Raw genomic sequence first — 21,592 nt, forward strand, 5'->3', positions numbered from 1 at the left:
TTCGCATGAATCAGCAACTGCAGGATCGGCTAAACCAGATCCCAGACAAGATCCTCACCGAAGAGTTCTTGAGGAGCCAAGGATTGGGCAATGAGCTCGGTTTCTGGATCTTCGACTACGCCCCCGAGGATGAGCTGCAGGTGCGTGAATACCTCAGTTTTCTACAGGGGTTCCTCGCCAAGAAGCATAGCCAGCTCAAAGTGGCTCATATCAATTTGCTGCAGGCTATGCGCGAATATCTGGATCAACGCAGCTTCACTGAAAAAGCCATTCAGATGCAGCAAACCAAAGGTGACCTCGCGTTGCTCAAGGCGCTGTCCGGACCGCTGCATATGGACAAATTCGCGCCCTTCCTAATGGAACACAGCGACGCCGATCAACACGACGTGGTGCTAATCAGTGGTGTGGGCTCAGTTTGGCCGGTTCTTCGCGCCCACAACCTTCTCAACAAGCTACACGCGCTGCTTGGCCACAAGCCTCTGGTTCTTTTTTACCCCGGTCATTACTCAGGGCAGTCACTCGCCTTGTTCGACCGCATTCCCAGCAACAACTACTACCGCGCCTTCAAGCTGGTTCCCTGATAAATAAGGACGATTGCCGTGAGCATTAAAGATATTTTCTTCAAGGAACTCGATCGCCCGATCAACGGCGTGGTTAAGGCGGATCAGTCCGACGACGCAACCGTGCACCAAGAGCTGGATGAGTACGTTGTCACCAACGAGCTGGAAAAACACTTCCGCAGCTTCTTCGAGTCCTACAGTACTGACTTGAACGATCCCTCCATCGCCAACCGCGTGGGCGTATGGATCAGCGGTTTCTTCGGCTCGGGTAAGTCGCACTTCCTCAAGACCTTGTCATACCTGCTGGCCAACATCGAAGCACGCGACGACCAGGGCAACGCTCGCAAGGCTGTTTCCTTCTTTGATGCGAGCAAACTGCGTGATGCCACCATCCGTGCCGACATCGACAAGGCCGTTGCCAACAGTGCCGATGTCATCTTGTTCAACATCGACAGCAAAGCCAGTTCCAACGATGCTGGAAACCCGATCCTCAATGTCTTCCTACGGGTGTTCAACGAACATCAAGGTTTCAGTGGCGACCATCCTCACATCGCCCACATGGAGCGTCATCTGGCCCAGCGCGGCGTCTACGAGCGATTCAAGCAAGCCTTTAATGATTCCACCGGGATGGACTGGACTGAGGAGCGTGATGGCTATCAGTTCTACCAGGATGACATTGAGCAAGCGGTAGCCGCAGCCCTCGACTTATCTGCTGAGGCCGCGCACAAGTGGTTCGAAGACTCCGAACAAACGTTCAGCGTCTCGGTCGAAAACTTCTGCAACTGGGTACGCGAATACCTCGCCACCCAGCCAGCCAAACACCGCGTCCTATTCCTTGTGGACGAAGTCGGCCAGTTCATCGGCAGCGACACCAAACTGATGCTAACCCTGCAGACCATCACCGAAAACCTCGGCACCATCTGCAAAGGCCGCGCCTGGATCATTGTCACTTCTCAAGCCGATATGGATGCCGTACTGGGTGAGCTGTCCGCCTCCAAGGCCAACGACTTCTCGAAAATTGCCGGGCGCTTCAAAACCCGACTTTCACTGTCCAGCTCCAACACTGACGAAGTCATCCAGAAGCGTCTACTGCGTAAAACACCGGAAGCTGAAGCCGAACTTCGCGCCCTCTGGGAACATAAAGGCGACATCCTGCGCAACCAGATCACCTTCGACCGCTCCGGCCCGACCCTGAAGAACTTCGATGGTCCGGAAAGCTTCATCAGCAACTACCCCTTTGCGCCGTACCACTTCCAGCTGGTGCAAAAGGTCTTCGAGGAAATCCGCAAGGTCGGTGCCACCGGGGCACACCTGGCCTACGGCGAGCGTTCCATGCTTGATGCCTTCCAGATGGCAGCCATGGCCATTGCGGAGAAACCGCTCGGCGCGCTGATTCCCATGTACAGCTTCTACCGCGCCGTCGAAGGCTTCCTCGATACAGCCGTCAAGCGCACCATCGACCAAGCGGGCGAAAGCAGCGTCCTCGACGCCTTCGACGTACAGATCCTGCGCACCCTGTTCATGATCCGCTATGTCGACTTGATCAAGGGCACCCTCGACAACCTCGTCACCCTCTCCATTGAACAGGTCGACGAAGACAAACTAGCGCTACGTCGCCGCATCGAAGAAACCCTCCAGCGCCTTGAAAAGGAAAGCCTGATCACCCGCAACGGTGACGAATTTGTCTTCCTCACAAACGAGGAACGCGACATCACCCGCAAGATCAAGGCCACAGAGATCGCCGGTTCAGAAGAGAACAAGGCACTGTCGGACCTGATCTACAAAGACCTGCTCAAGGACAAGAACAAGTTCCGCTACAGCGTCAACAAGACCGACTACAGCATCGGTCGCTACCTCGACGGCCACAGCCTGGAAGGCCGTTACGAGCACGACCTCCGTACCGAAGTGATCTCGCCACTGGATCTCGACTACACCCTCTATGGCGAAGCCGGCTGCATCAATAAAAGCAACGAAGCTCCTGCCGGCATGGCACTGTTCAAATTACCCGATAGCAAGGATTTCTTCACCGAGCTGCGCACCTGGCTGAAGACCAACAAGTTCATCCGCCTCAACGACGACGGCAGCCAGCCTGAGCTGAGCAAGATCCTCGCCGAACGCGGTCGCGAAAACCAAGAGCGTAAAAAGCGCCTGCGCTTGCTACTTGAAGAGCTGGCCGAGCGCGCAGAGGTCTATGCACAAGGGCAGCACCTGAAACTCAAAAGCAACAATATTGTTAGCAAGTTCGACGAGGCGTGCCAGTACCTCCTTGAAAACACCTTCACCAAATTAGGCTACTTGCGAGTATTACAGCAGGAGCCCGAACGTGAACTCCACGCCATTCTGCACACTAACGACATAGGCCAACTCGGCCTGACCCTCGATGGTGATGAAGGCAATCCGCAGGCCATCAAGGAAGTTGAACAATTCATCTCGCTGCGCGCCTCCGGCAACGAACGCTTACTGGTCGCAGACATCATCGAGCGTTTCAGTAAGCGCCCCTATGGCTGGCCGGACGGAGAAATCCTGCTGGTCCTCGGTCGCCTGGCCGCTTCCAGCCGTATTTCGTTCCACGCCGCAGGCCCGAGCATGCCGCTGCCGGACGCCTTCGAGTACCTCACCAACAGCCGTAAGCGCCGTGAAGTCTCGGTGCAAAAGAAGCGCCAGACCGACGAAGGACTGCTCAAGCAAGCACGTAATCTGACCCAGGAGCTGTTCAACGCTCTTGGCCCAGCAGGCGAGAAGGAGTTGTTTGAGTATTACTGCGTGCACTTCGGCAGTTGGAGCACCAACCTGGAAAAATACAAAGCAACGGTTAGCGCCGGCCGCTTCCCTGGCAAAGAGTCCATAGAACAGGCCTTGCTCAGCCTGCAGCGCCTGCTGAGCAACACTGATAGCGTCGACTTTTTCAAGGCCGTGGTCGACAACAAGGATGACTTGTTGGATCTGGAAGAGGACTACCGGGATCTACACGAGTTCTTCACCAATCAGCTACATACCTGGCAGCAACTGCAGCAGGCCTTGCGTCGTTTCGAGAAGAACAAACCAGCGCTAGATAAAGACGAGAAAGCCTGCAAAGCGCTGGCCGAGTTGAAAGCTATTGAGCAGAACACCACGCCCTACGGTCAGCTGCACCAGGTCGCTACGTTGGTTGAAACGGTAGAAGCCATTAACGGCGCCATCCTGACTGAAAAGCGACAACATGCCCTGGTTCGTGTCGACGAGAAAATCAACCAGCTGCAAGCCGAAATTGCCAAGAGTGGTATCGAAACCGCCGAACTGGGTAACCGCCTTCTGCGCCCACTGCAGCTGGTCAAGGCAGATCTGGAGACCGAAACCAGCATCGCCAACATCTACATGTTGCAAACCCAGACTGCCGACGAGCGCCTACACGACGGTGTGTTTGAGCTAGAGCGTGCTATTCAGGCCGAGGCCGAACGCCAGCAGAAGCTTCAGCAAGAGCAGGCCAAGGCCGTACAAGCAGCCAATTCGGCAAGCGGCGCCAAAGAAGACCGGGCGCTTGCTTTGGTGCCAACGCCCAAACCTGTAGCTCCGCCAAAGCCTGTGGTGGAAGTTGCAGCCACCAGTGTGTTCAACAAGCTTGGCAACGGCTTGTATCTGGAAAGCCAGAATGATATCGATCGTTTCATCGAGGCCCTCAAGGCCGAACTGGAAAGCGCTATTCAGCAAGATAAACGCATTCGCATTCGCTGACCCCTTGCTGCATGGAAAAGGGTCTGCCCTCTCCAAGCTGCAAACTGCGCCAAAGCCAGCTCAAAAAGAATTAGGAAACGCCCATATGAACACCAGCAGCATCAAAAACTACGCTCCCAAAGCGCGCACAGCCTTTATCGCCGCCATGACCAAGCGTGCTGAGTTGTTTGGCATCCGCGAGTCCAGCACCCCCAGCATGGGCATCGCGCCAGTAGAGCAAAAGGGTGATCTGGCCCTGATCGGCGAGCGGGCCTTTCCTGCCAGCATCATCCGCCCGCGCGCTGCGCTGGTGAAAAAGGTCGAGCAACTGGGCTTCGCCCAGGCAATGGAACAGGCCGCCTATAGCTGGTTCAACCGCCTCTGTGCCATCCGCTATATGGAACTCAAGGACTACCTCGACCACGGTCGTCGCGTACTCAGCGCCGCCGATGGGAGCGCTGGCACACCCCAAATCCTCGACGACTGCTTGGATATCGACCTGCCAGACCTCGACAAACAGCACATTACCGAGCTAAAGCTCGACGGCAACAAGGACGAAGAGCTCTACCGCGAATTGCTGCTAGCCCAGTGTCACGCCTTGCATCGGGCCATGCCATTCCTCTTCGAAGCGGTGGATGACGCCACCGAGTTGTTGCTGCCGGACAACCTAACCAAGACCGACTCACTGATCCGCGAACTGGTCAGCGCCATTCCCGAAGAGGATTGGGCCAATATCGAGATCATCGGCTGGCTCTACCAGTTCTACATCTCGGAGAAGAAGGATCAGGTCATCGGCAAGGTGGTCAAGTCGGAAGACATTCCGGCGGCGACCCAGCTGTTCACGCCGAACTGGATCGTCAAGTACATGGTGCAGAACTCACTGGGCGCGCAGTGGCTGGCGACCTATCCCGACTCGCCACTCAAAACGCAGATGGAGTACTACATTAAGCCCGCCGAGCAGACTGGCGAGGTCAAGGCGCAGCTTACCGCCATCACCCCCGAAAGCCTCAACCCCGAAGAGTTAACCCTGATCGACCCGGCCAGTGGTTCTGGGCACATCTTGGTAGAAGCCTACGATCTGTTCAAAGCCATCTACTTGGAGCGCGGTTACCGCCAGCGCGACGTGGCACAGCTGATCCTGCAGAAAAACCTGTTCGGCCTCGACATCGACGAACGAGCAGCGCAGCTGACGGGTTTTGCGCTGATGATGAAGGGCCGTGCTGATGACCGTCGACTGTTCGAGCGAGGAGTAAAGCTCAATGTGATGGCGCTGGTGAATAGCACGGGCTTCGATGCCGAGATGCTGGCTAACGGCGTTAAGCTGTTGGACTACAGTCTGCAGCTGAGCGACCTCACGGAGCTAATACGGCTGTTCGAGCACGCGACGACCTTTGGCTCGTTGATTCAGGTGCCGGAGGGAGTAGCGGAGAAGCTGCCGGCGCTTAAACAGCTGTGCGAGGCGACCAGCCAGGATCTGTTTCTAGCGGAGGAGCTCAAGCGCTTGTCCCCATTGGTGCAGCAAACCGAGATGCTGGCAGTACAGTACGATGCGGTGGTGGCGAACCCGCCGTATATGGGTGGCAAGGGGATGAATCCCCAAGTGAAGAAGTTCTCGAAGGACTACTTCCCGGACTCCAAGGCTGACCTTTTCGCATGCTTCATAGAACGTGGCTACACACTCGCTAAGGACGCGGGATTCAATGCCATGGTTACGATGCAGAGCTGGATGTTCCTGTCCTCGTTCCAGAAGACGCGCGAGCGTATGCTCAAAGGGAAGACCATCTGCACCATGACTCAGATCGGCTTCAACAGTTTTCCGTCACTAAATTCGAAGTTTGCGGTAGCGGCCGTCTTCTCGCTGAGAAACCAACTTATCTCTGGGCATGCGGGCGTCTACGTCGACCTCAATAGCGCGCCTCAGTCTGCAGACAAAGAAGAGGTGTTCTTAGCAAGGCAACCTTCAATATGTTTTGAGGCTTTAGCCGACGATTTTCAAAGGATTCCTGGTAGCCCGATAGCATATTGGGCATCCGAAAAAGTACTGACTGCGTTTTCATTGCCAAAGCTGGGCAGCGTAGGGGCAGCTAGGCAGGGCCTGCTGACCACAGACAATCAACAGTACTTACGGTCATGGTCGGAAGTCGCGTTCGACTGTGTGGGCATTGGCTTCTCTAGAGCCGAAGCCAAGGCCTCGGGCTTGCGGTGGTTTCCGATCAACAAGGGCGGCGACTACCGTAAATGGTACGGAAATCTTGAACATGTAGTTGATTGGAAGGACGACGGAGAGACTCTTCACGAAGTGGTGGTTCGGAAGTATCCATATCTCAACGGAAACTCAGGGCTCGTTTTGAAGAGGACGAACCCTTACTTCGAGGCGGCAGCCACCTGGAACGATATTGGCATTGCTTTTGGCGCAAGGTACCTGCCAACAGGAATGCTCTACGAAAAGGGTGGGTCAACTGCGAGTTGGCGCGCCCCTGAAGCAAGCACTGCGCTGCTGGCCGCGAAGACGACTCAGTACTTCCTTGGGTTGATCAACCCAACAATACATTTTCAGGTTGGGGATATTGGCGCAATCCCAACGCCCCCGCCTCACGTCGTCGACTCGAGCGTGCCGAATTCAAAGTTGCTGATTGCAATCGGCAGTGCCGACTGGAATGCCTACGAGCGCTCCTGGGACTTCCAATCCCTCCCCATCCTGACGGCTACCCCCGAGCCCACTCTCACCCTCGAATCCAGCTACACCGCTTGGGTCACCCAGAACCGCGACACCATCGCCGAGATGAAGCGCCTCGAAGAAGAGAACAACCGCCACTTTATCGAGGCCTACGGCTTGGCGGATGAGCTTACCCCCGACGTATCCATCGAGCAGATAACCCTTACTGTCAACCCGGCCTATCGCTACGGCGGCAAGCTGGCGGAAGACGAGCTGTGGACGCGCTTTCGTGAAGACTCGATGCAGGAGCTGGTCTCTTACGCCATCGGCTGCATGATGGGCCGCTACAGCCTTGACGCACCAGGCCTGATCTACGCCAACAGCGGCAACGAAGGCTTTGATGCTAGCCGATACCCTACCTTCCCGGCAGACGACGACGGCATCGTCCCGCTCACCGACAAAGAGTGGTTTACCGATGACGTGGCCAATCGCCTGGTCGAATTTATAGCACTGGCCTGGGACAAAGCCCACCTCGAAGCCAACCTACGCTTTCTCGCCGACAACTTGTCGCCGAAAAAAGGCGAAGGCAGCCGCGACACCCTGCGCCGCTACCTGTGCGACAGCTTCTTCAAAGACCATCTGCAAACCTACAAAAAGCGTCCGATCTACTGGCTGTTCAGCTCCGGCAAGCACAAGGCCTTCCAGTGCCTGGTGTATCTGCACCGCTACAACGCAAACACCCTGGCGCGCATGCGCACCCTGCACGTCATCCCGCTCAGCGCCAAGCTCAACAGCTACGCCCACAAGCTCGAACAGGACATCGACGCCAGCACCAGCACCGCCGAGAAAAAGGCTCTGGAAAAACAACTCGCCACCCTGCACAACCAACAAGCCGAACTCGCCACCTTCGACGAAAAACTCCGTCACCACTCCGACCAACGCATCAGCCTGGATCTGGATGATGGCGTGAAGGTGAACTACGGCAAGTTTGGGGAACTGTTGGCTGAAGTGAAATCAATCACTGGCGAGAAGGCGGAGTAGAGGTATGACGGCTCATAATAATTACCTAGCTTCGCTCGAAGCCTGCAAGCGTATCGCCAAAGAAGAATATGAGACTGTTCATGCTCACTTTGAGCAATGCGACACCATTATTGATGCGCTGAGTAAAAAACTGCAGGGCGTGATTAATCATGGCCGCCAGACGCTATCCGAAGACAAGATGGTGGAAGATGGTCTGACCAACATGCTTCAGGATCTTGCAAACGACTACGGAAAGCTGCTCTCGAAACGAAACACCAATCTCGGCAAGCAAAAACGAAGCCTTGACTGCTTCAATGTCATGCTTTTCGGTCGAACAATGGCTGGTAAAAGCACTATACGCGAGGCCATTACACGAGGGGATGGTAAAACCATTGGTAAAGGGGCGCAAAGAACAACGCGCGACGTTAAAGAGTATGAATGGAACAACCTGAGGATCATTGATACTCCCGGCTTCGGAGCCTATAACGGCCAAGAAGACACCGAGGTAGCACACGAGATCCTTGAGCAATCAGACGTTGTGCTGTTCATGCTCAACAGCGACAGCATCCAAGAATCGACCTTCGTTGAACTTGAACATGTCCATAAGCTCAACAAGCCTCTGATCTTCGTTTTAAACATGAAGAAGGATCTGGAAAGCGAAGGTAACCGGCGACGAGCACTGAAGAGCCCGGAAAAGTATATATTCAAGGAAGAAGATATCCAGTCCCATGGTGACCGACTTAAGAGTCTTGCCGCACGCGCAGGCATCAATCCAAGCACAGTTCGAATCATCCCAATCCATGCTCAAGCTGCTTTTTTAGCAACAAAGATTACGGGCGAGGAAGGTTCGCAACTGAATACACTGAGCAGAATCAATGACCTTCTAAACGCGCTTATTGACGAAGTTGAAATTAATGGGCCGACTCGAAGGATCCAAACGTTTCTTGACTCTAGTCTCCATCATATCGATGAGCAGAGCTTGCTCATTCTCAGCCAAAGGGATCGGCTTGCCAAACTTTTGCCGCAGTATGAAAGTAGCTACACTCGCATATCCCAATGGAAAGTAAAAACCCTCCGGGATGCACCACGACTACTCTCCAAAGAAGTTGATTCTGCTTTTAAACCTCTAATCGACTCTGTTGCAGACTTTGTTGATGATCATATTGAAGACAAAAATGCAGCCGGGGCATGGGATCGTCACTACAAAAGCTTCAATATTGCAAAAAAAGTAGAGCGATCGACACAAGCCTTAGCAGAGCAAGTGGTAGAAGAGCTTCAAGACTTTAATCGAGAAATGAACGAAGGTTTGGATATAACCTTGTCTTTCGAGGTTGTCCATGATGGTAAAAATTTCAGCGAATCCGACTTCAGGCGCATAAATGGTTGGGGCTCTGCGATAGCTGGAGTTGTGAGTGCCATTGCTTTTTTCAATGCGTGGAATCCAGTAGGTTGGGTAGCTGCCGGCATTGGTTTAATTTTTACGGTATTTTCTTTTTTTTCTGATAGCCGCGCTAAGAAGCTCAAAGACGCCAAATCCAAACAGCGCCAGGCCCTGCTTGAAGATATCGAGAAAAGCAAACGAAAAATCAAAACCAATCTAGAAGGCTGGTTCGATACAAACCTTCATCGCGCTATCATCTTACCGACAGAACACAATCTGTCACTTCTTTGCCTGTCACTCAGTGGCTTTATAACCGAGTTAGATGATACTGATAGCCAACTCCACGCACTGAAGCACGAGATTAATTTTCGCCTACTAAATCGAGTCGCTTACGTCATCACAAAACAACACTTCGCCCTACCAAAAACTATCAAAATAGTTAGAGCCCCTGGATATGCTTGTTATTTTTTGATTTCAGATTATTTCCGCAATACTGAACTTCTCAAGGCTATGAGTAACGCCATGAGAGAAACAGTTCTTGCAGTGTATAACACCAGCCTGGATAAAAAAATCTCCCATCTTTACAAGGGACTTGTAGAAAAAGTCGAAATTTACGAACAAGATAAAGTATCTGTGTTCGCCCAGAAGCAAAATCTTAGCAAGATCATTGGAAAAGATCATCGTCGAATAAAAATGGTGGCTGCACTTTGCTCCTGTGAAATCACCCCCATCGCCATTTAAGGAAAAATCATGAGCGAGATTTGTTACAGCATTCTCAAAGAAAAGGTCGAAAGTCTTTACCTGCGCTCTAACGTGCTCTGGAGCGCCAGCAACTTCAAAGCATCGGAGGCAGAGTTCGATATTGATTTAGCGCCTTTGAATCTTGTTTTTGCCGGCCAGTACAGCGCTGGTAAGTCCTCCCTAATTAAGATGCTGACAGGCATTGAGCATATTAAAATTGGAGCTGGCGTAACAACAGACTTTGTCACTCAATACCAGCATAAATCGTTAAATATCTGGGATACCCCTGGAATCCTTGCTGGTGAGTGCGAGCAACATGATGCCAAAGCGCTTGAAGCCATAGCGAAAGCAGACTTGCTGGTTTACGTAATCACCAATGAACTGTTCGACGATGTAGTAGGCGCCGCCTTCCGCAACCTCTGCTTTAACCAGGGTCGCGCGAAGGAGATGATGATCGTCATCAACAAATTTGAAAGTGACTCGGCCGACAAAGAGACCAAGATCGCCGGCATCACCCAGGTACTTGAGCCAAAGATCCCAGAAGACTTCCCCATCGTCTTTACTGACGCACAGTCATTCTTCGACGCATTCGATGAGGATGACGAGCAAGAGCGCTATGAGTTATTAGCGCTTTCTAACGCTGAAGGGTTCGCCAAAGCAATTGATGACTTTGTCGCGCAACGCGGCTTATACGCCAGACTGACGACCCCGCTCCAGCAGCTTCAAATCAAGCTGGAGTCAAAAATTGACGATCTGACCATTTCTGACCCGCTGCAAAAGGGCTTGGTTAGCTTGCTCACGCAAAACAAACGCGTGTTTCAAGTCAACAGACGGGACCTCATCAAAAAGGTCAACGCGGACTTAGACAAACTGAACAGCCAGATTGTTGAACAAGGAAATCGGCTTGCCGATACTTTGGGTGGAGAGCAGGAAGAATTTGAAAAAATACAGGACAGTTCGACTCACGAATGTGAGCGACTGATAACTTCTGCCCTGGAAGATCTGCAGGTCACTGTGGACGAGTGCCTTGTAGACCTCGAGGCGGAGCTAGTCGAGTTGGCAAATACCCCAGCCAGCTTGAAAATCAATGAAGCCCTGGAAGCTGCAAAGAACTTTAATCCAGAAGCCGAGCAAGAGAAAGTCGGCAGCGTCTCCAAAGATGATCCCCTGAAGCTTAACAGCGCTCTCAGCCAGAGCATGACGAAATCCGCAGAAAAGGGATTCTCATTCCTTGCTAAAAGCGCTGTTGGCGATGCATCTAAAACAGGGCTCAAATCAGTTTCAGGCAGCACGCTACATACCGCTATTAAAGAGATCGGCGGCTTCTTTGGCTACAAATTCAAGGCTTGGGAAGCTGTGAAAATAGCGGACAAAATCGGTAAAGGCGCCAAATTTCTAGGCCCGGCAATGGCGATCTTCGGGGTTGGCATGCAGATGTATGACGACTATCAGCAATCTGAACATGAAAAAGAGATTCGTAAAATAAAGCGGGATATCCGAAAAAACTTTAAAGATTACAGCGATTCCGTGCGTAAGAGTATCGACGCTCAGGTCGAGAAGCTACTTGATAAAGGATTTGATCAATCCATCGTGAATATTGACGAAGCTCTCCAGGAAATACGAGCTCAGTCTGTCGACAAATCAGACAGCGCAAACGCCCTCCGCGCTGAACTGGCTGAGGTGACAAAACTTCGCGAAGAGATCCAAAGCGCCTATTAAGATAAGCCTAACGTAAATTTCATGCCTGAGATTCTGCTGTAGGCCAAGGATTTAATTATGGATACACAACAACTTAACCAAGGGCTGCGGCAGGCATTTTTCAAAGAAAGCCATCGCATCGTTTTCTGGTACGACCCTGAGCAAGGCTTCATGGATGTGCTCGAACAGCTTGATTTACCTGGCGTCCAGGTGCTGAACATGCAGGGGCATTCCACCTTCGGTACCAAGCTCAAGCTGGAGCTTGAGGATACTGAAGGTAAGTACCTGCTCTATTTCCCTTGCTCCGAACCAGACGCGAATGATGACTGGCTGCTGGACATCAAGCTGTACTCGCGCAGTTTCTACGCCGACAACGTGTCACTGATATTCAATGACCTGGGCTTACACCAGCAGGTGCTCCGTGAACATCTAGCCAAGCGTGAGCGCTTCCTTGGCAGCAAGGCTCGACTAGCTAGCCTGAAGCGTTTGATCCAACCAACTGACACTGAGCATGAGTTGGATCTGGCGATGATTGCCGTTGTGCTGGGTGCAAGTGGCAGTGACGTCATGACGCTGCTTTGCACCTTGGCCGATGGTGCCGTACGTGACGATTTGGGTCTTGAGCAGAATCCAGCGATCATCGATGAACTGTACAAGCTCGACCTGATGCCTGCGCTGCTGCAAGCCCTGCGTGACGAGGTAGGCTATCCAGCCTCCATCGAGGAAATCAGTGGCGATAAACCCTTCAGCTTTGGGCATTTCCTAATTCGACTTCTGGCAACCGGATACTGCGAAAGTATCGGCGATATACCCAGCTGGGCCTCAGCGATTGCCATCCCCTCAGCCAGCGCACGTGCTACTTCACGAGCACTGCTTTCCCGCTGGCGTGACAGCTCACGATTTTACCAAGCCTATGATGAAGTTTCTGGCTGGGTCGGTGAAGCCCTGCATATCACTCAGAAAATTTGTGAAATCTCGTTGGAGAACTTGGCCAATGTTGCAACCTTCGAAGCCGTCGAGCGGCAGATCATTGTCGATCTGACCAAGGCTATTCCGGAGGCAGATCCGCGTGACCTTAGTCTGTTTGCGAAGATCATTTCCGAGCGACTGGATAACTATTGGGCAACTCGCCATAAGGACGATGAGACACGCCGCAAGTACCGGCTGCTATACACGGCGCTGTCGGCTGCGATCGACCTGTTTACGCAGCGCCACAAGTACGCGGCTGGCTTCCACTTCACCAGTTCAGAGGCACTGTACAAAGCCTATGAGAGCGAGTTGTATCGATTTGACACGGCTTACCGCCATTATTTCGCCGCCTCCCAGCGCGCCCACGTTGAGCTGCTGAAGAAGCTTGATGAGGCCGTAGAGCAGTGCTATGCGTATTGGTATCTCGATCAGCTCGGACGCTCCTGGGGCGACCGCGTTGAGGCCGAACAGCGCTTGGAGCACTGGAAAATATCTGGCGTTCCTAACCAGCATAATTTCTATGAGCGTTGGGTAGCGCCCTTGTTGGAGGGGCATCGTAGCAAGCGCGTTGTAGTGATCATCAGCGATGCCTTCCGCTATGAGGCCGCCGTCGAGCTGTGCCAGCGCATCAATGAAAAGCGTTACAGCAAGGCCAACCTGAATAGCCAGTTGGGCGTATTGCCGAGTTATACCACGTTGGGTATGGCGTCCCTGCTGCCACACCAGACGCTGGAGTATCGCGAGGGCAGTGATGGTGTTTTTGTAAACGGACTCAATACTGGCAACACCATCACTCGCGACAAAGCTCTTGCCCGGCATGGCGGTATGGCCGTGACCGCACTACAGGTCAAAGAGTGGTCCCGTGACGCTGGGCGTGAAGCGCTGAAGGATCAGCAGCTGGTTTACGTCTATCACAACGTGATCGATGACCGCAGTGACAAAGGCGGCGGCTCCGAGGTGGATACCTTCCACCACGTCGAGTTCGCCATTGAGGAGCTGACCGAGCTGACCCGCAAGATCCTCATGCACTTCAACACCAGCACGGTATTGATCACGGCCGATCATGGGTTCCTCTTTCAGCAGAGTAAGCTTGAGGCGGCGGATCGCACCTCACTCGCAGAGAAGCCGGATAGTGCGATCAAGAGTAAGAAACGCTATGTCATTGGCCATACTCTGCCTGTTGCCAAGGATGTCTGGCAGGGATCGACCAAGCAGACCGCGGGCACAACATCGGACACTCAGTTCTGGATACCCAAAGGCGCGAATCGTTTCCACTTTGTCGGCGGTGCACGCTTCGTTCATGGCGGGGCCATGCCTCAGGAAATCGTTGTACCTGTGCTGACGGTAAACCAGTTGCGCGGTGAGAAAGCGGAGAAACGCACTAAGCGCAAAGTCGGGGTGATCTCGCCGAAGTCAGCCCTGAAGATGGTCACCAATATCCAGCGCTTTGACCTGATCCAGACCGAGTCGGTAAGCGAACAGGTGTTGCCGGTTACGGTTGCTGTGTCGATCTACGAAGGGGAGCAGCCGGTCTCCAGTGAGGAGGTCGTGACGTTTGACTGTGCGACGGACTCCATGAGCGCGCGCCTTAAGCAGGTACGCCTGTCACTATCAGGCAGCGATTTCGACCGGCAGAAAGATTACTTCCTGGTGATCCGCGATAAAGATTTGAACACTGAGCTTGAGCGCTACCGTGTGACGATTGACCTGGCCTTCACCGACGACTTTTTTTGAGAGCACTACACTAGATGGAAACCCAAGTGGATAAAGATCTCGATCAGTTGCTTAACGAGCACTTTGCCGGTCGCGTGGTGCGCAAGGATCTGACCAAGCTGATAAAGGAAGGCGCGAACGTACCGGTTTACGTGCTTGAGTACTTGCTGGGTATGTACTGCGCGTCCGATGACTCAGAGGTGATCGAACAGGGCCTGAAGAACGTCAAGAAAATTTTAGCGGAGAACTATGTTCGACCCGATGAAGCCGAGAAGGTCAAGTCTCTAGTTCGCGAGCGCGGCACGTACAAGGTGATCGACCGAGTCACCGTGCGACTGAATGAAAAAAAAGACCGATACGAAGCCTCTTTCAGCAACCTTGGCATCAAGGACGCTGAAATCTCTGCTGGCATCGTTAAAGAATACGAAAAGCTCCTTGTGGGCGGCATCTGGGTGATCGCAACGCTGAGCTACTACCACGAGGAAGGCCAATCGGGATCTCCTTTTGGCGTCACGCTGCTCAAGCCTATCCAGATGCCTAACATGAACATGCAGGAGCTGTTCGAAGGGCGCGCAGCACTGAGTACCGTAAACTGGCGCGAGACACTGATTCGCTCCATCGGCATGGAGCCATCGACGTTGGATGAGTCCGTACAGTGGCATTTGCTAGCCCGGATGATTCCCTTCGTGGAGAACAACTACAACGTTTGCGAACTCGGTCCACGCGGTACAGGCAAGAGCCATATCTACAAGGAGTGCTCACCGAACAGCATGCTGGTGTCCGGCGGCCAAACCACCGTTGCTAACCTGTTCTACAACATGAGCAGTCGCCGCATCGGCCTGGTCGGTCTTTGGGATGTGGTGGCCTTCGACGAAGTGGCAGGCATCAACTTCAAGGACAGGGACGGCGTGCAAATCATGAAGGATTTCATGGCCTCCGGCTCCTTCGGTCGCGGCCGTGAGCAGATGGAAGCCTCCGCTTCCATGGTCTTCGTCGGCAACATCAATCAGAGCGTCGAATCGCTGGTGAAAACCAGTCACCTGCTCGCCCCCTTCCCTGAGCAGATGATCGACGCAGCCTTTTTCGACCGATTTCACGCTTACATTCCTGGCTGGGAAATCCCAAAAATGCGCCCGGAATTTTTCACCAACAGGTACGGGCTAATCGTCGATTACCTGGCAGAGTTTTTCCGCGAAATGCGCAAGCGCAGCTTCGCCGACGCCATCGACAAACACTTCAAACTGGGTAACAACCTAAACCAGCGCGATGTGATCGCAGTACGCAAAACAGTATCCGGCCTGCTCAAGCTGCTCTACCCGCACGACGTATTCACCAAAGAAGACGTGCGCCAGTGCCTCGAATACGCACTCCAGGTCCGCCGACGTGTGAAAGAACAGCTAAAGAAGATCGGTGGAATGGAGTTCTACGATGTTCACTTCAGCTACATCGACAACGAAACCCTCGAAGAACACTTCGTCACTGTGAAAGAGCAAGGCGGTGGTGGCCTTATCCCAGAAGGGCCGGGAAAGCCCGGTTTCATCCACACTATAGGCTTGAGCGGCAAAGGCATGCCTGGGTTATATCGGATCGAACTGCAGGTGACCAAGGGTACTGGCAAGCTAGCTACCTCCGGCCTATGGAACTCCAGCTCTGCCAAAGAACAGGTGAAAATTGCCTTTGACTACTTCAAGGCCAACGCCTCGCGCATCAGCGCCTCGGCTAAGGTGCTGGAGCACGACTTCCATTTACATGTGGTTGAACTGCAAAACACCGGCCCTCTTACTCATATGGCACTACCCAGCCTAGTAGCTTTTGCTTCCGGCCTAATGGGCAGGCCTGCGCAAGGTCAAATGGTCGTGCTCGGTGATATGAGCTTGGGCGGCAGCATCACGCCAGTTGAAAGTATCGCCGAGTGCCTGCAAGTGGCTTTCGACGCGGGAGGAAAGCGCGTTGCGCTTCCTATGAGCAGTGCCAAGGACATCCCCAGCATCCCAGCCGAACTGTTCACCAAGTTTCAGACCAGCTTTTATGGCGAACCAGTAGAGGCTGTATTTAAGGCAATGGGCGTAGACTGAAACAAGGCCATCTAATAGCCCGCTTACGGATTTGAGGTGGGCTGCTTGTGCATTATCTGCAATGCGGAATCAGAATCGGCTTTGGTTCCGCCGTGACTTGCTGGTGCTGCACAGAAAGCTGCTCCACCACGCCGACGCCACCAAACTCACTGAGCCGGGTGGTATCGACATGGTCGTTAACCCGGCTGATCGCCGGGTCGCACGGATTGAGCATGATATTGCGTTCAAAAGGTAACACCGCAGACGGAATGACCAGTCCAATTTACGTATTATCCTTAGCAAAGTGCCGCTATAGGGACTGGCACGATGCTAAATCGGGAAAAAGCCACGACGACCCTCTGCTTCACCTACGCCAACAAACTCTGTATGAGCGAGACGCATCTGCAACTGACCGTCTGGCTCCTCATTCTCTAGCACAATGATCTGACCAGACTCCTGCCGATCCGCGAGCCAAGCGTAGAATTTGTCCTTAACGGTCGGATCAAGAGCCTCTTCCGGATTGTTGCTGCCATGCTTTGGATCTTTGTAAGTAACCACTGGGGAGTCGATGACGATCAATCCAAGGTGAGGATTTCCTTGGTGGAGTGCACGTTCCATTAATGCAACAGCCAACGCGGTCAGGAAGATCCCGCGCTTACCCTTTCCGAACGACACGCGCTGTCGATTGTTGATGTGGATGTCAGCGTCGTCTTCGTCAAAATGGACCGACTCCACCATTGGTACACCCCATGCCGTCAGCAGCTCCGAGATTCGGCGACAAAGCTCAGTGGCGCTGGTGGAGAAGTCGCGTGAAATAGATTGTTTTTGTCGCTTCGTCTTTGCCTTCATACCAACAAGACGCGCATTGAGCGTATCAATCCGCTCGAAGTTCCTGGCTGCCATGGCCATCTCAGTTCGTCGTGCGGTAAGTGTTCCTAAATAGTCGGCTTCCATATTGGGCGAAGCCGGGCGAAGAAGCCTAGCTTGCTCGCTCAGATTGGCAGCGGCTTCACGCTGAAAGCTCGTTTCCCGACAGCGCGAACTCTCGATGTCATCATCGATATCTGATAGTGCGATCGCAAGCCCTTGCCTCAGAGCATTGATCTTTGATACCTCCGCGCGAGCCGCCTCCCGTAGCATGTCGCCCTGCTCTAGATGGACATGGTTACGCTTATGATTCAGATCCGTCCGACACAGTGGGCAGGGCTGGGATTCGAAGGTCTCGACAATCTCCGAGGCCGTGATCAACGAACTGAGTCGATGTACGTCGTTTTGATATTTCTCGTCCAGAAGCACAAACCGGCCCTTCGCTTCTAATACCTCGGCAAGCTCTGCCTGAACACCCCTAAGGCCGTCTTCGAGACTTTCGTGCGCTGTCTTTAGCTCCGTTAACTCCTGAGCGTTAGTCCTAAGGAATGTCCCGACTTCTCGAAGTTCATGCTCAATCTTCGTAAGTCCTTCTGCGCAGTCCTCTTTGGACCATGTGCTCGGAATATCGGCATGTAGCACTTTCAATTCGTCTTCGATCGCCTGCACATGACCTTTAGCGATATTACGTTGATCAGTTTTAACTGTGAGAGTCGCTCCCGAATCATCCACTCCAATCAAAGCCAGCATAATCACGGACTGAAAGCGCATCTTGAGAAGCTTGTCTTTCCCTTTCAACGGGACCTTATCTAAGGTACGAATTTCGTCAAAAAGACTCAAAAAGCGCAGGTCGTTCGCAGTCACGTTACCGAGAGTTCCGGCTTTAACGAGAATCCTGTTCCCTGACGCCCTACCCCATTCAATTAGATATGGGCCAATTTCTTCTGCGACAGGGGATTGAGACGACAGCGGTGGCAAAGAATGGAAGCCCGAGTAAACGACTTGACGCTCCTCCAAGAGATCCCGAAAGAAAGTGTACTCAGATCCATCCGGTCCGAGGACTTGTAGAGCCGCGCGCGTATAGCCCTCTGAAAAGCCAACATTTCGCGGATGTTCGTCGCCACCTAAGCAGTAGGCTATGCATTCCTCAATATAAGACTTGCCCGTATCAGTCGGACCAAATACAAGGTGCGACTCCCCGACGGGTTTCAGTTCGGCATTGGGTTTATCGGGTCCGGTAAGCACCAGTCCATGGATTGCGATTCTCATACTGCCCTCGGCAAGCCTTCCTTCCCAATGAAATGTGTTCGCCAAAGTCTTCCCTTAGCTCCAAAAACTTCTTCTAGCTGAAAATCGGTGTGCCCCCCAAAGTGTTCCGAAACCCAGTTACATCGATCACGTAAATCCTTGGTGTACTGACCTCCTAGCAGGTCGACGAGAGCCGGTCCACTCTCGCCAATGCCATACTTGATTCCCTCTTGTGTAGCCATAGCGTCGACAAATGCTCTGAATGCCATGAGAGACAGACCATGCTCAATTATTTCTCGCCGACTAATATATTCGGCACCACGCAGCGGAACCGGTGTGTGCAGACTTGGCGGTCCATTCAAGTCGCCGGTGTAGATGACTGCGTAATCCAGATACATCAGGGTCTGTAAATCGGCCTTCCGTGGATGCAGCGCGTTCAGCAGAAAGACCATTCGCAGTCCTAACTCGAACGGGGTATTGAAGACTTCTGAGCTACTCATCGGTGTCTATCCAGCTCAGGCGATCTTGGTTGGCAAGATGATGACAGGCACCTTGGAGGTCACCGGCCTGCAACCGAGCATGCAAGGGGTTGTTAACGACTTGAAGTGCATTGGCGATGGCCAATGTCTCCGTTAGTCTAATCATGCCGCTATCGTGAGGGGTTGCCACTATACCGCCAATACCAATCTCGACCTCAGTGAGGAGCCCATCAAAGGCACCGGAGAGCTTATCTCTGCTGAAGCGGTTCAACCCCTCAGCGCTGTAGAACAGCCGACGTTGTGCCACGAAATGCCTCTTCAAATTCCGAGGGATCTCAGGCACCACAGCAACGCAGTTTCCACACTGCTCCTCATACACCAGCAGTAGAGCATCAACATACCGCTGTTCAATGGGGTCTGGTTCCTCGGGCATTTGCGGGTTCGATCCACGCACGTCAAGCACGCCGAAGTGCTCCCAGTGCTGCGTCTGACTCCTCGAATGAATCTCCAGCAGTTCTTCGGGAGTACGGCGGCCAATAATTTCGAAGGGAAATGTCTGCACAAATAACTTTAGCGCCGGATCTAGACTCCGTTTGAACGTACCGAATTCCCCTTTTTTTTCCTCCCATTGCGCCAGTATCCAGGTGCGCATGATCTCTGGATTCAGGAGGTAATCGAGCAAAGTCGCCCCAATTCGTAGTGCACAAAGATAATAGCGCCTTGGACAGGTATAGCTTCCGTCCTGCACGCAAGAAAGAAACTTGGCCAGCTCGCCTACGATTTGGCTCGGGGAGAGAGTGCTGCTGTAATACTTAGCTTGGTATAGGTCCCAAGTATCCGAAGCAGGTGGATGTACCGTGTACCCACATATATCTCGCCCCTTGTCATTTGCGCCTCCTAGCTTCAGAACCTGCGCGTATTGGCCCTCCTTCTCGAGCTGGCGTGCGCAGCGCTCTATAAACGACTCCCACTGCACGTCATCCATCAGTAGCAAGCGCTGCTGTGGAGTTGGTTCTACCGGACCTGGATGATAAGCACTACTCGAAGACACGGGCCCCTCCTGGGTAAACTCCATTGCGAATTACACCGCGATCACAAGATTGATTGAACCATATACAGATGCTATCCAGGCGTCCATAGACGCTTGCTTAACACAATTCGACTTGGCTCGTTCAGATCGGTGAAAAGGCAGCGTCACTGCAGGAACGGACGGCCTTGGTGATAGGTAGCGACGCCTCTTCGAGCAAGCAGGCACTGACGATGGATGGGCGAGCAGCTACATCGAATCTACTCAATGTGACGAGCATCGAGAAAGCCTTACTTTGCCAGTCGCTTCGAGCTTTGCCTGACTACCCAGTTCGGGCCTGCCTCCGAACAAGAGAAAAACCGACCTCCCACAACGCTCTTCATACGACGATCTCCGCTCAAGCAATGCCTAGTGATGGGTTCGCGCTTGCGCCGCCTCCTGAGACCATCTGGCTGGCGCCATCCACTTTCACTGTTGCGACAGGTATGGGAACTCTGCCAGCTGCACAAAAACACCCACCGCAAGCAGTTGGTGATCGACCTCGCCCTGATTTGCCATATCTTTCTGGTGGTGATCAGAAAAAAATTTCAAGACAGCTCGTCGTGTCGATGCCAGCCAGTGCTCGCCAAGAGAAAGTTCGCGAAAAGGAACAGATCGCAGGTAACCGTCCGGCCAGCACCCTCTGCTGACAGCCCTCCGAATTGGCCAAGATAGTGGACACCATTTTTTAGTGGACACTATCTTGGATATCATTGCCCCAGCCCGTCGACCCGGTCGTCGCCCCAACTTCCCGCCAGAGTTCAAACGCAAAGTTGTCGAAGCCACGTTCCAGCCTGGCGCCTCCGTGTCGTTGATCGCTCGTGAGCATGACGTCAATGCCAACCTGGTCTTTCGCTGGCGGCAGCAATATCAAGAGGGCTTGTTCGGCCCGGCCAGCCAGAGTGCAACGCTTTTGCCTGTCCAGGTGATCGAGGCGCCAATAGATTTACCGCAAGTCATTCAGTCACCGCCTGAGTGTCATTCCGTGATCGTTGTTGAGGCGGGAAAAGCCAAGCTGCGCATCACTGGCACGCCTGACCCGCAGACCCTGCAACTCATCTTGCAGCAGTTACTGCGATGATTGCTCCGCCCGCTGGAACCCGCATCTGGATCGCTGCCGGCGTCACGGACATGCGCCGTGGCTTCGACGGTTTAGCCGCACTGGTGCAGACTCAGCTTGAAGCCGATCCGTTCTCCGGTCAGATCTTTGCTTTTCGCGGACGGCGCGGTGACCGGATCAAATTGCTATGGTGGGACGGCGACGGGTTGTGTCTGTTTTGCAAACGGTTGGAACAAGGACGCTTTGTCTGGCCGCAAGCAACCAGCGGCAGCGTGTCGCTGACGGCTGCGCAGTTGTCGATGCTGTTGGAAGGCATTGATTGGCGCAGGCCAATTCGTACAGCACCCATCCTCGCGGTCTGACTTGCCACGCTGAAAAAATCCCAAGTAA

Annotated in this window: 14 protein-coding genes; 10 read left to right on the plus strand and 4 right to left on the minus strand. The window is 53.3% G+C overall.

Translation table 11 applies throughout. The annotated features are described in order from the left end of the window. Positions 1-5 precede the first annotated feature (5 nt). The 7 genes from V6P94_RS18745 (at position 6) to brxL (ending at position 16,503) form a co-directional block, all read left to right on the plus strand. Positions 6-581, plus strand: a complete 576-nt coding sequence (locus tag V6P94_RS18745) for a DUF1788 domain-containing protein (RefSeq protein WP_047303169.1) — start codon at positions 6-8, stop codon at positions 579-581. An 18-nt stretch (positions 582-599) separates the two neighbouring features. Next, positions 600-4,271: a BREX system P-loop protein BrxC gene (gene brxC, locus V6P94_RS18750; RefSeq protein WP_338648211.1), complete on the plus strand. Its 3,672-nt coding sequence runs from the start codon at positions 600-602 to the stop codon at positions 4,269-4,271. Positions 4,272-4,356: 85 nt separating this feature from the next. Next, a complete protein-coding gene (pglX, locus tag V6P94_RS18755; RefSeq protein WP_338648212.1) occupies positions 4,357-7,947 on the plus strand; it encodes a BREX-1 system adenine-specific DNA-methyltransferase PglX in 3,591 nt (1,196 codons plus the stop codon). 4 nt (positions 7,948-7,951) lie between these two features. Next, on the plus strand, positions 7,952-10,048 hold the full coding sequence (locus V6P94_RS18760; RefSeq protein WP_338648214.1) for a GTPase: 2,097 nt from the start codon (positions 7,952-7,954) through the stop codon (positions 10,046-10,048). Between the two features lie 9 nt (positions 10,049-10,057). Next, on the plus strand, positions 10,058-11,767 hold the full coding sequence (locus tag V6P94_RS18765; RefSeq protein WP_338648216.1) for a LeoA/HP0731 family dynamin-like GTPase: 1,710 nt from the start codon (positions 10,058-10,060) through the stop codon (positions 11,765-11,767). Positions 11,768-11,824: 57 nt separating this feature from the next. Further along, entirely contained in the window at positions 11,825-14,449 is a 2,625-nt protein-coding gene (gene pglZ / locus V6P94_RS18770) for a BREX-1 system phosphatase PglZ type A (protein WP_338648218.1), read from the plus strand. Between the two features lie 14 nt (positions 14,450-14,463). Then, positions 14,464-16,503, plus strand: coding sequence for a protease Lon-related BREX system protein BrxL (gene brxL, locus V6P94_RS18775; RefSeq protein ID WP_198830854.1), 2,040 nt, complete (start codon positions 14,464-14,466; stop codon positions 16,501-16,503). A 52-nt stretch (positions 16,504-16,555) separates the two neighbouring features. Here brxL and V6P94_RS18780 read toward each other — a convergent pair whose 3' ends face one another. From V6P94_RS18780 to V6P94_RS18795, 4 genes are all read right to left on the minus strand, one after another. Continuing rightward, positions 16,556-16,717, minus strand: coding sequence for a hypothetical protein (locus V6P94_RS18780; RefSeq protein WP_338648224.1), 162 nt, complete (start codon positions 16,715-16,717; stop codon positions 16,556-16,558). A gap of 95 nt (positions 16,718-16,812) precedes the next feature. After that, the gene (locus V6P94_RS18785; RefSeq protein ID WP_338648226.1) at positions 16,813-18,618 is read right to left on the minus strand and encodes a hypothetical protein; all 1,806 of its coding nucleotides are present in this window, start codon (positions 18,616-18,618) and stop codon (positions 16,813-16,815) included. Next, positions 18,615-19,097: an ABC-three component system middle component 2 gene (locus V6P94_RS18790; protein ID WP_198830856.1), complete on the minus strand. Its 483-nt coding sequence runs from the start codon at positions 19,095-19,097 to the stop codon at positions 18,615-18,617. Before V6P94_RS18790 ends, V6P94_RS18785 begins: the two co-directional genes overlap by 4 nt. Further along, on the minus strand, positions 19,090-20,127 hold the full coding sequence (locus tag V6P94_RS18795) for an ABC-three component system protein (RefSeq protein WP_338648229.1): 1,038 nt from the start codon (positions 20,125-20,127) through the stop codon (positions 19,090-19,092). The genes V6P94_RS18790 and V6P94_RS18795 overlap by 8 nt, the downstream gene beginning before the upstream one ends. Positions 20,128-20,291: 164 nt before the next feature. Here V6P94_RS18795 and V6P94_RS18800 point away from each other — a divergent pair, with 164 nt between their 5' ends. From V6P94_RS18800 to tnpB, 3 genes are read left to right on the plus strand one after another with little or no spacing between them, the layout of a single operon-like run. Further along, a complete protein-coding gene (locus tag V6P94_RS18800; protein WP_338648231.1) occupies positions 20,292-20,792 on the plus strand; it encodes a hypothetical protein in 501 nt (166 codons plus the stop codon). A gap of 53 nt (positions 20,793-20,845) precedes the next feature. Next, positions 20,846-21,223, plus strand: coding sequence for an IS66-like element accessory protein TnpA (gene tnpA, locus V6P94_RS25100; RefSeq protein WP_048351027.1), 378 nt, complete (start codon positions 20,846-20,848; stop codon positions 21,221-21,223). Further along, entirely contained in the window at positions 21,220-21,564 is a 345-nt protein-coding gene (gene tnpB, locus V6P94_RS18810; RefSeq protein WP_048351026.1) for an IS66 family insertion sequence element accessory protein TnpB, read from the plus strand. The genes tnpA and tnpB overlap by 4 nt, the downstream gene beginning before the upstream one ends. Positions 21,565-21,592: the final 28 nt, after the last annotated feature.

It is taken from the genome of Pseudomonas sp. ML2-2023-3 (assembly GCF_037055275.1).
In the GTDB taxonomy this organism is placed as follows: domain Bacteria; phylum Pseudomonadota; class Gammaproteobacteria; order Pseudomonadales; family Pseudomonadaceae; genus Aquipseudomonas.

Coding starts and splice junctions, on each gene's coding strand:
- V6P94_RS18745 (WP_047303169.1), top strand. CDS start 6: ATGAATCAGCAACTGCAGGATCGGCTAAACCAGATCCCAGACAAGATC.
- pglX (WP_338648212.1), top strand. CDS start 4,357: ATGAACACCAGCAGCATCAAAAACTACGCTCCCAAAGCGCGCACAGCC.
- V6P94_RS18760 (WP_338648214.1), top strand. CDS start 7,952: ATGACGGCTCATAATAATTACCTAGCTTCGCTCGAAGCCTGCAAGCGT.
- V6P94_RS18765 (WP_338648216.1), top strand. CDS start 10,058: ATGAGCGAGATTTGTTACAGCATTCTCAAAGAAAAGGTCGAAAGTCTT.
- pglZ (WP_338648218.1), top strand. CDS start 11,825: ATGGATACACAACAACTTAACCAAGGGCTGCGGCAGGCATTTTTCAAA.
- brxL (WP_198830854.1), top strand. CDS start 14,464: ATGGAAACCCAAGTGGATAAAGATCTCGATCAGTTGCTTAACGAGCAC.
- V6P94_RS18780 (WP_338648224.1), bottom strand. CDS start 16,717: ATGCTCAATCCGTGCGACCCGGCGATCAGCCGGGTTAACGACCATGTC.
- V6P94_RS18785 (WP_338648226.1), bottom strand. CDS start 18,618: ATGAGAATCGCAATCCATGGACTGGTGCTTACCGGACCCGATAAACCC.
- V6P94_RS18790 (WP_198830856.1), bottom strand. CDS start 19,097: ATGAGTAGCTCAGAAGTCTTCAATACCCCGTTCGAGTTAGGACTGCGA.
- tnpB (WP_048351026.1), top strand. CDS start 21,220: ATGATTGCTCCGCCCGCTGGAACCCGCATCTGGATCGCTGCCGGCGTC.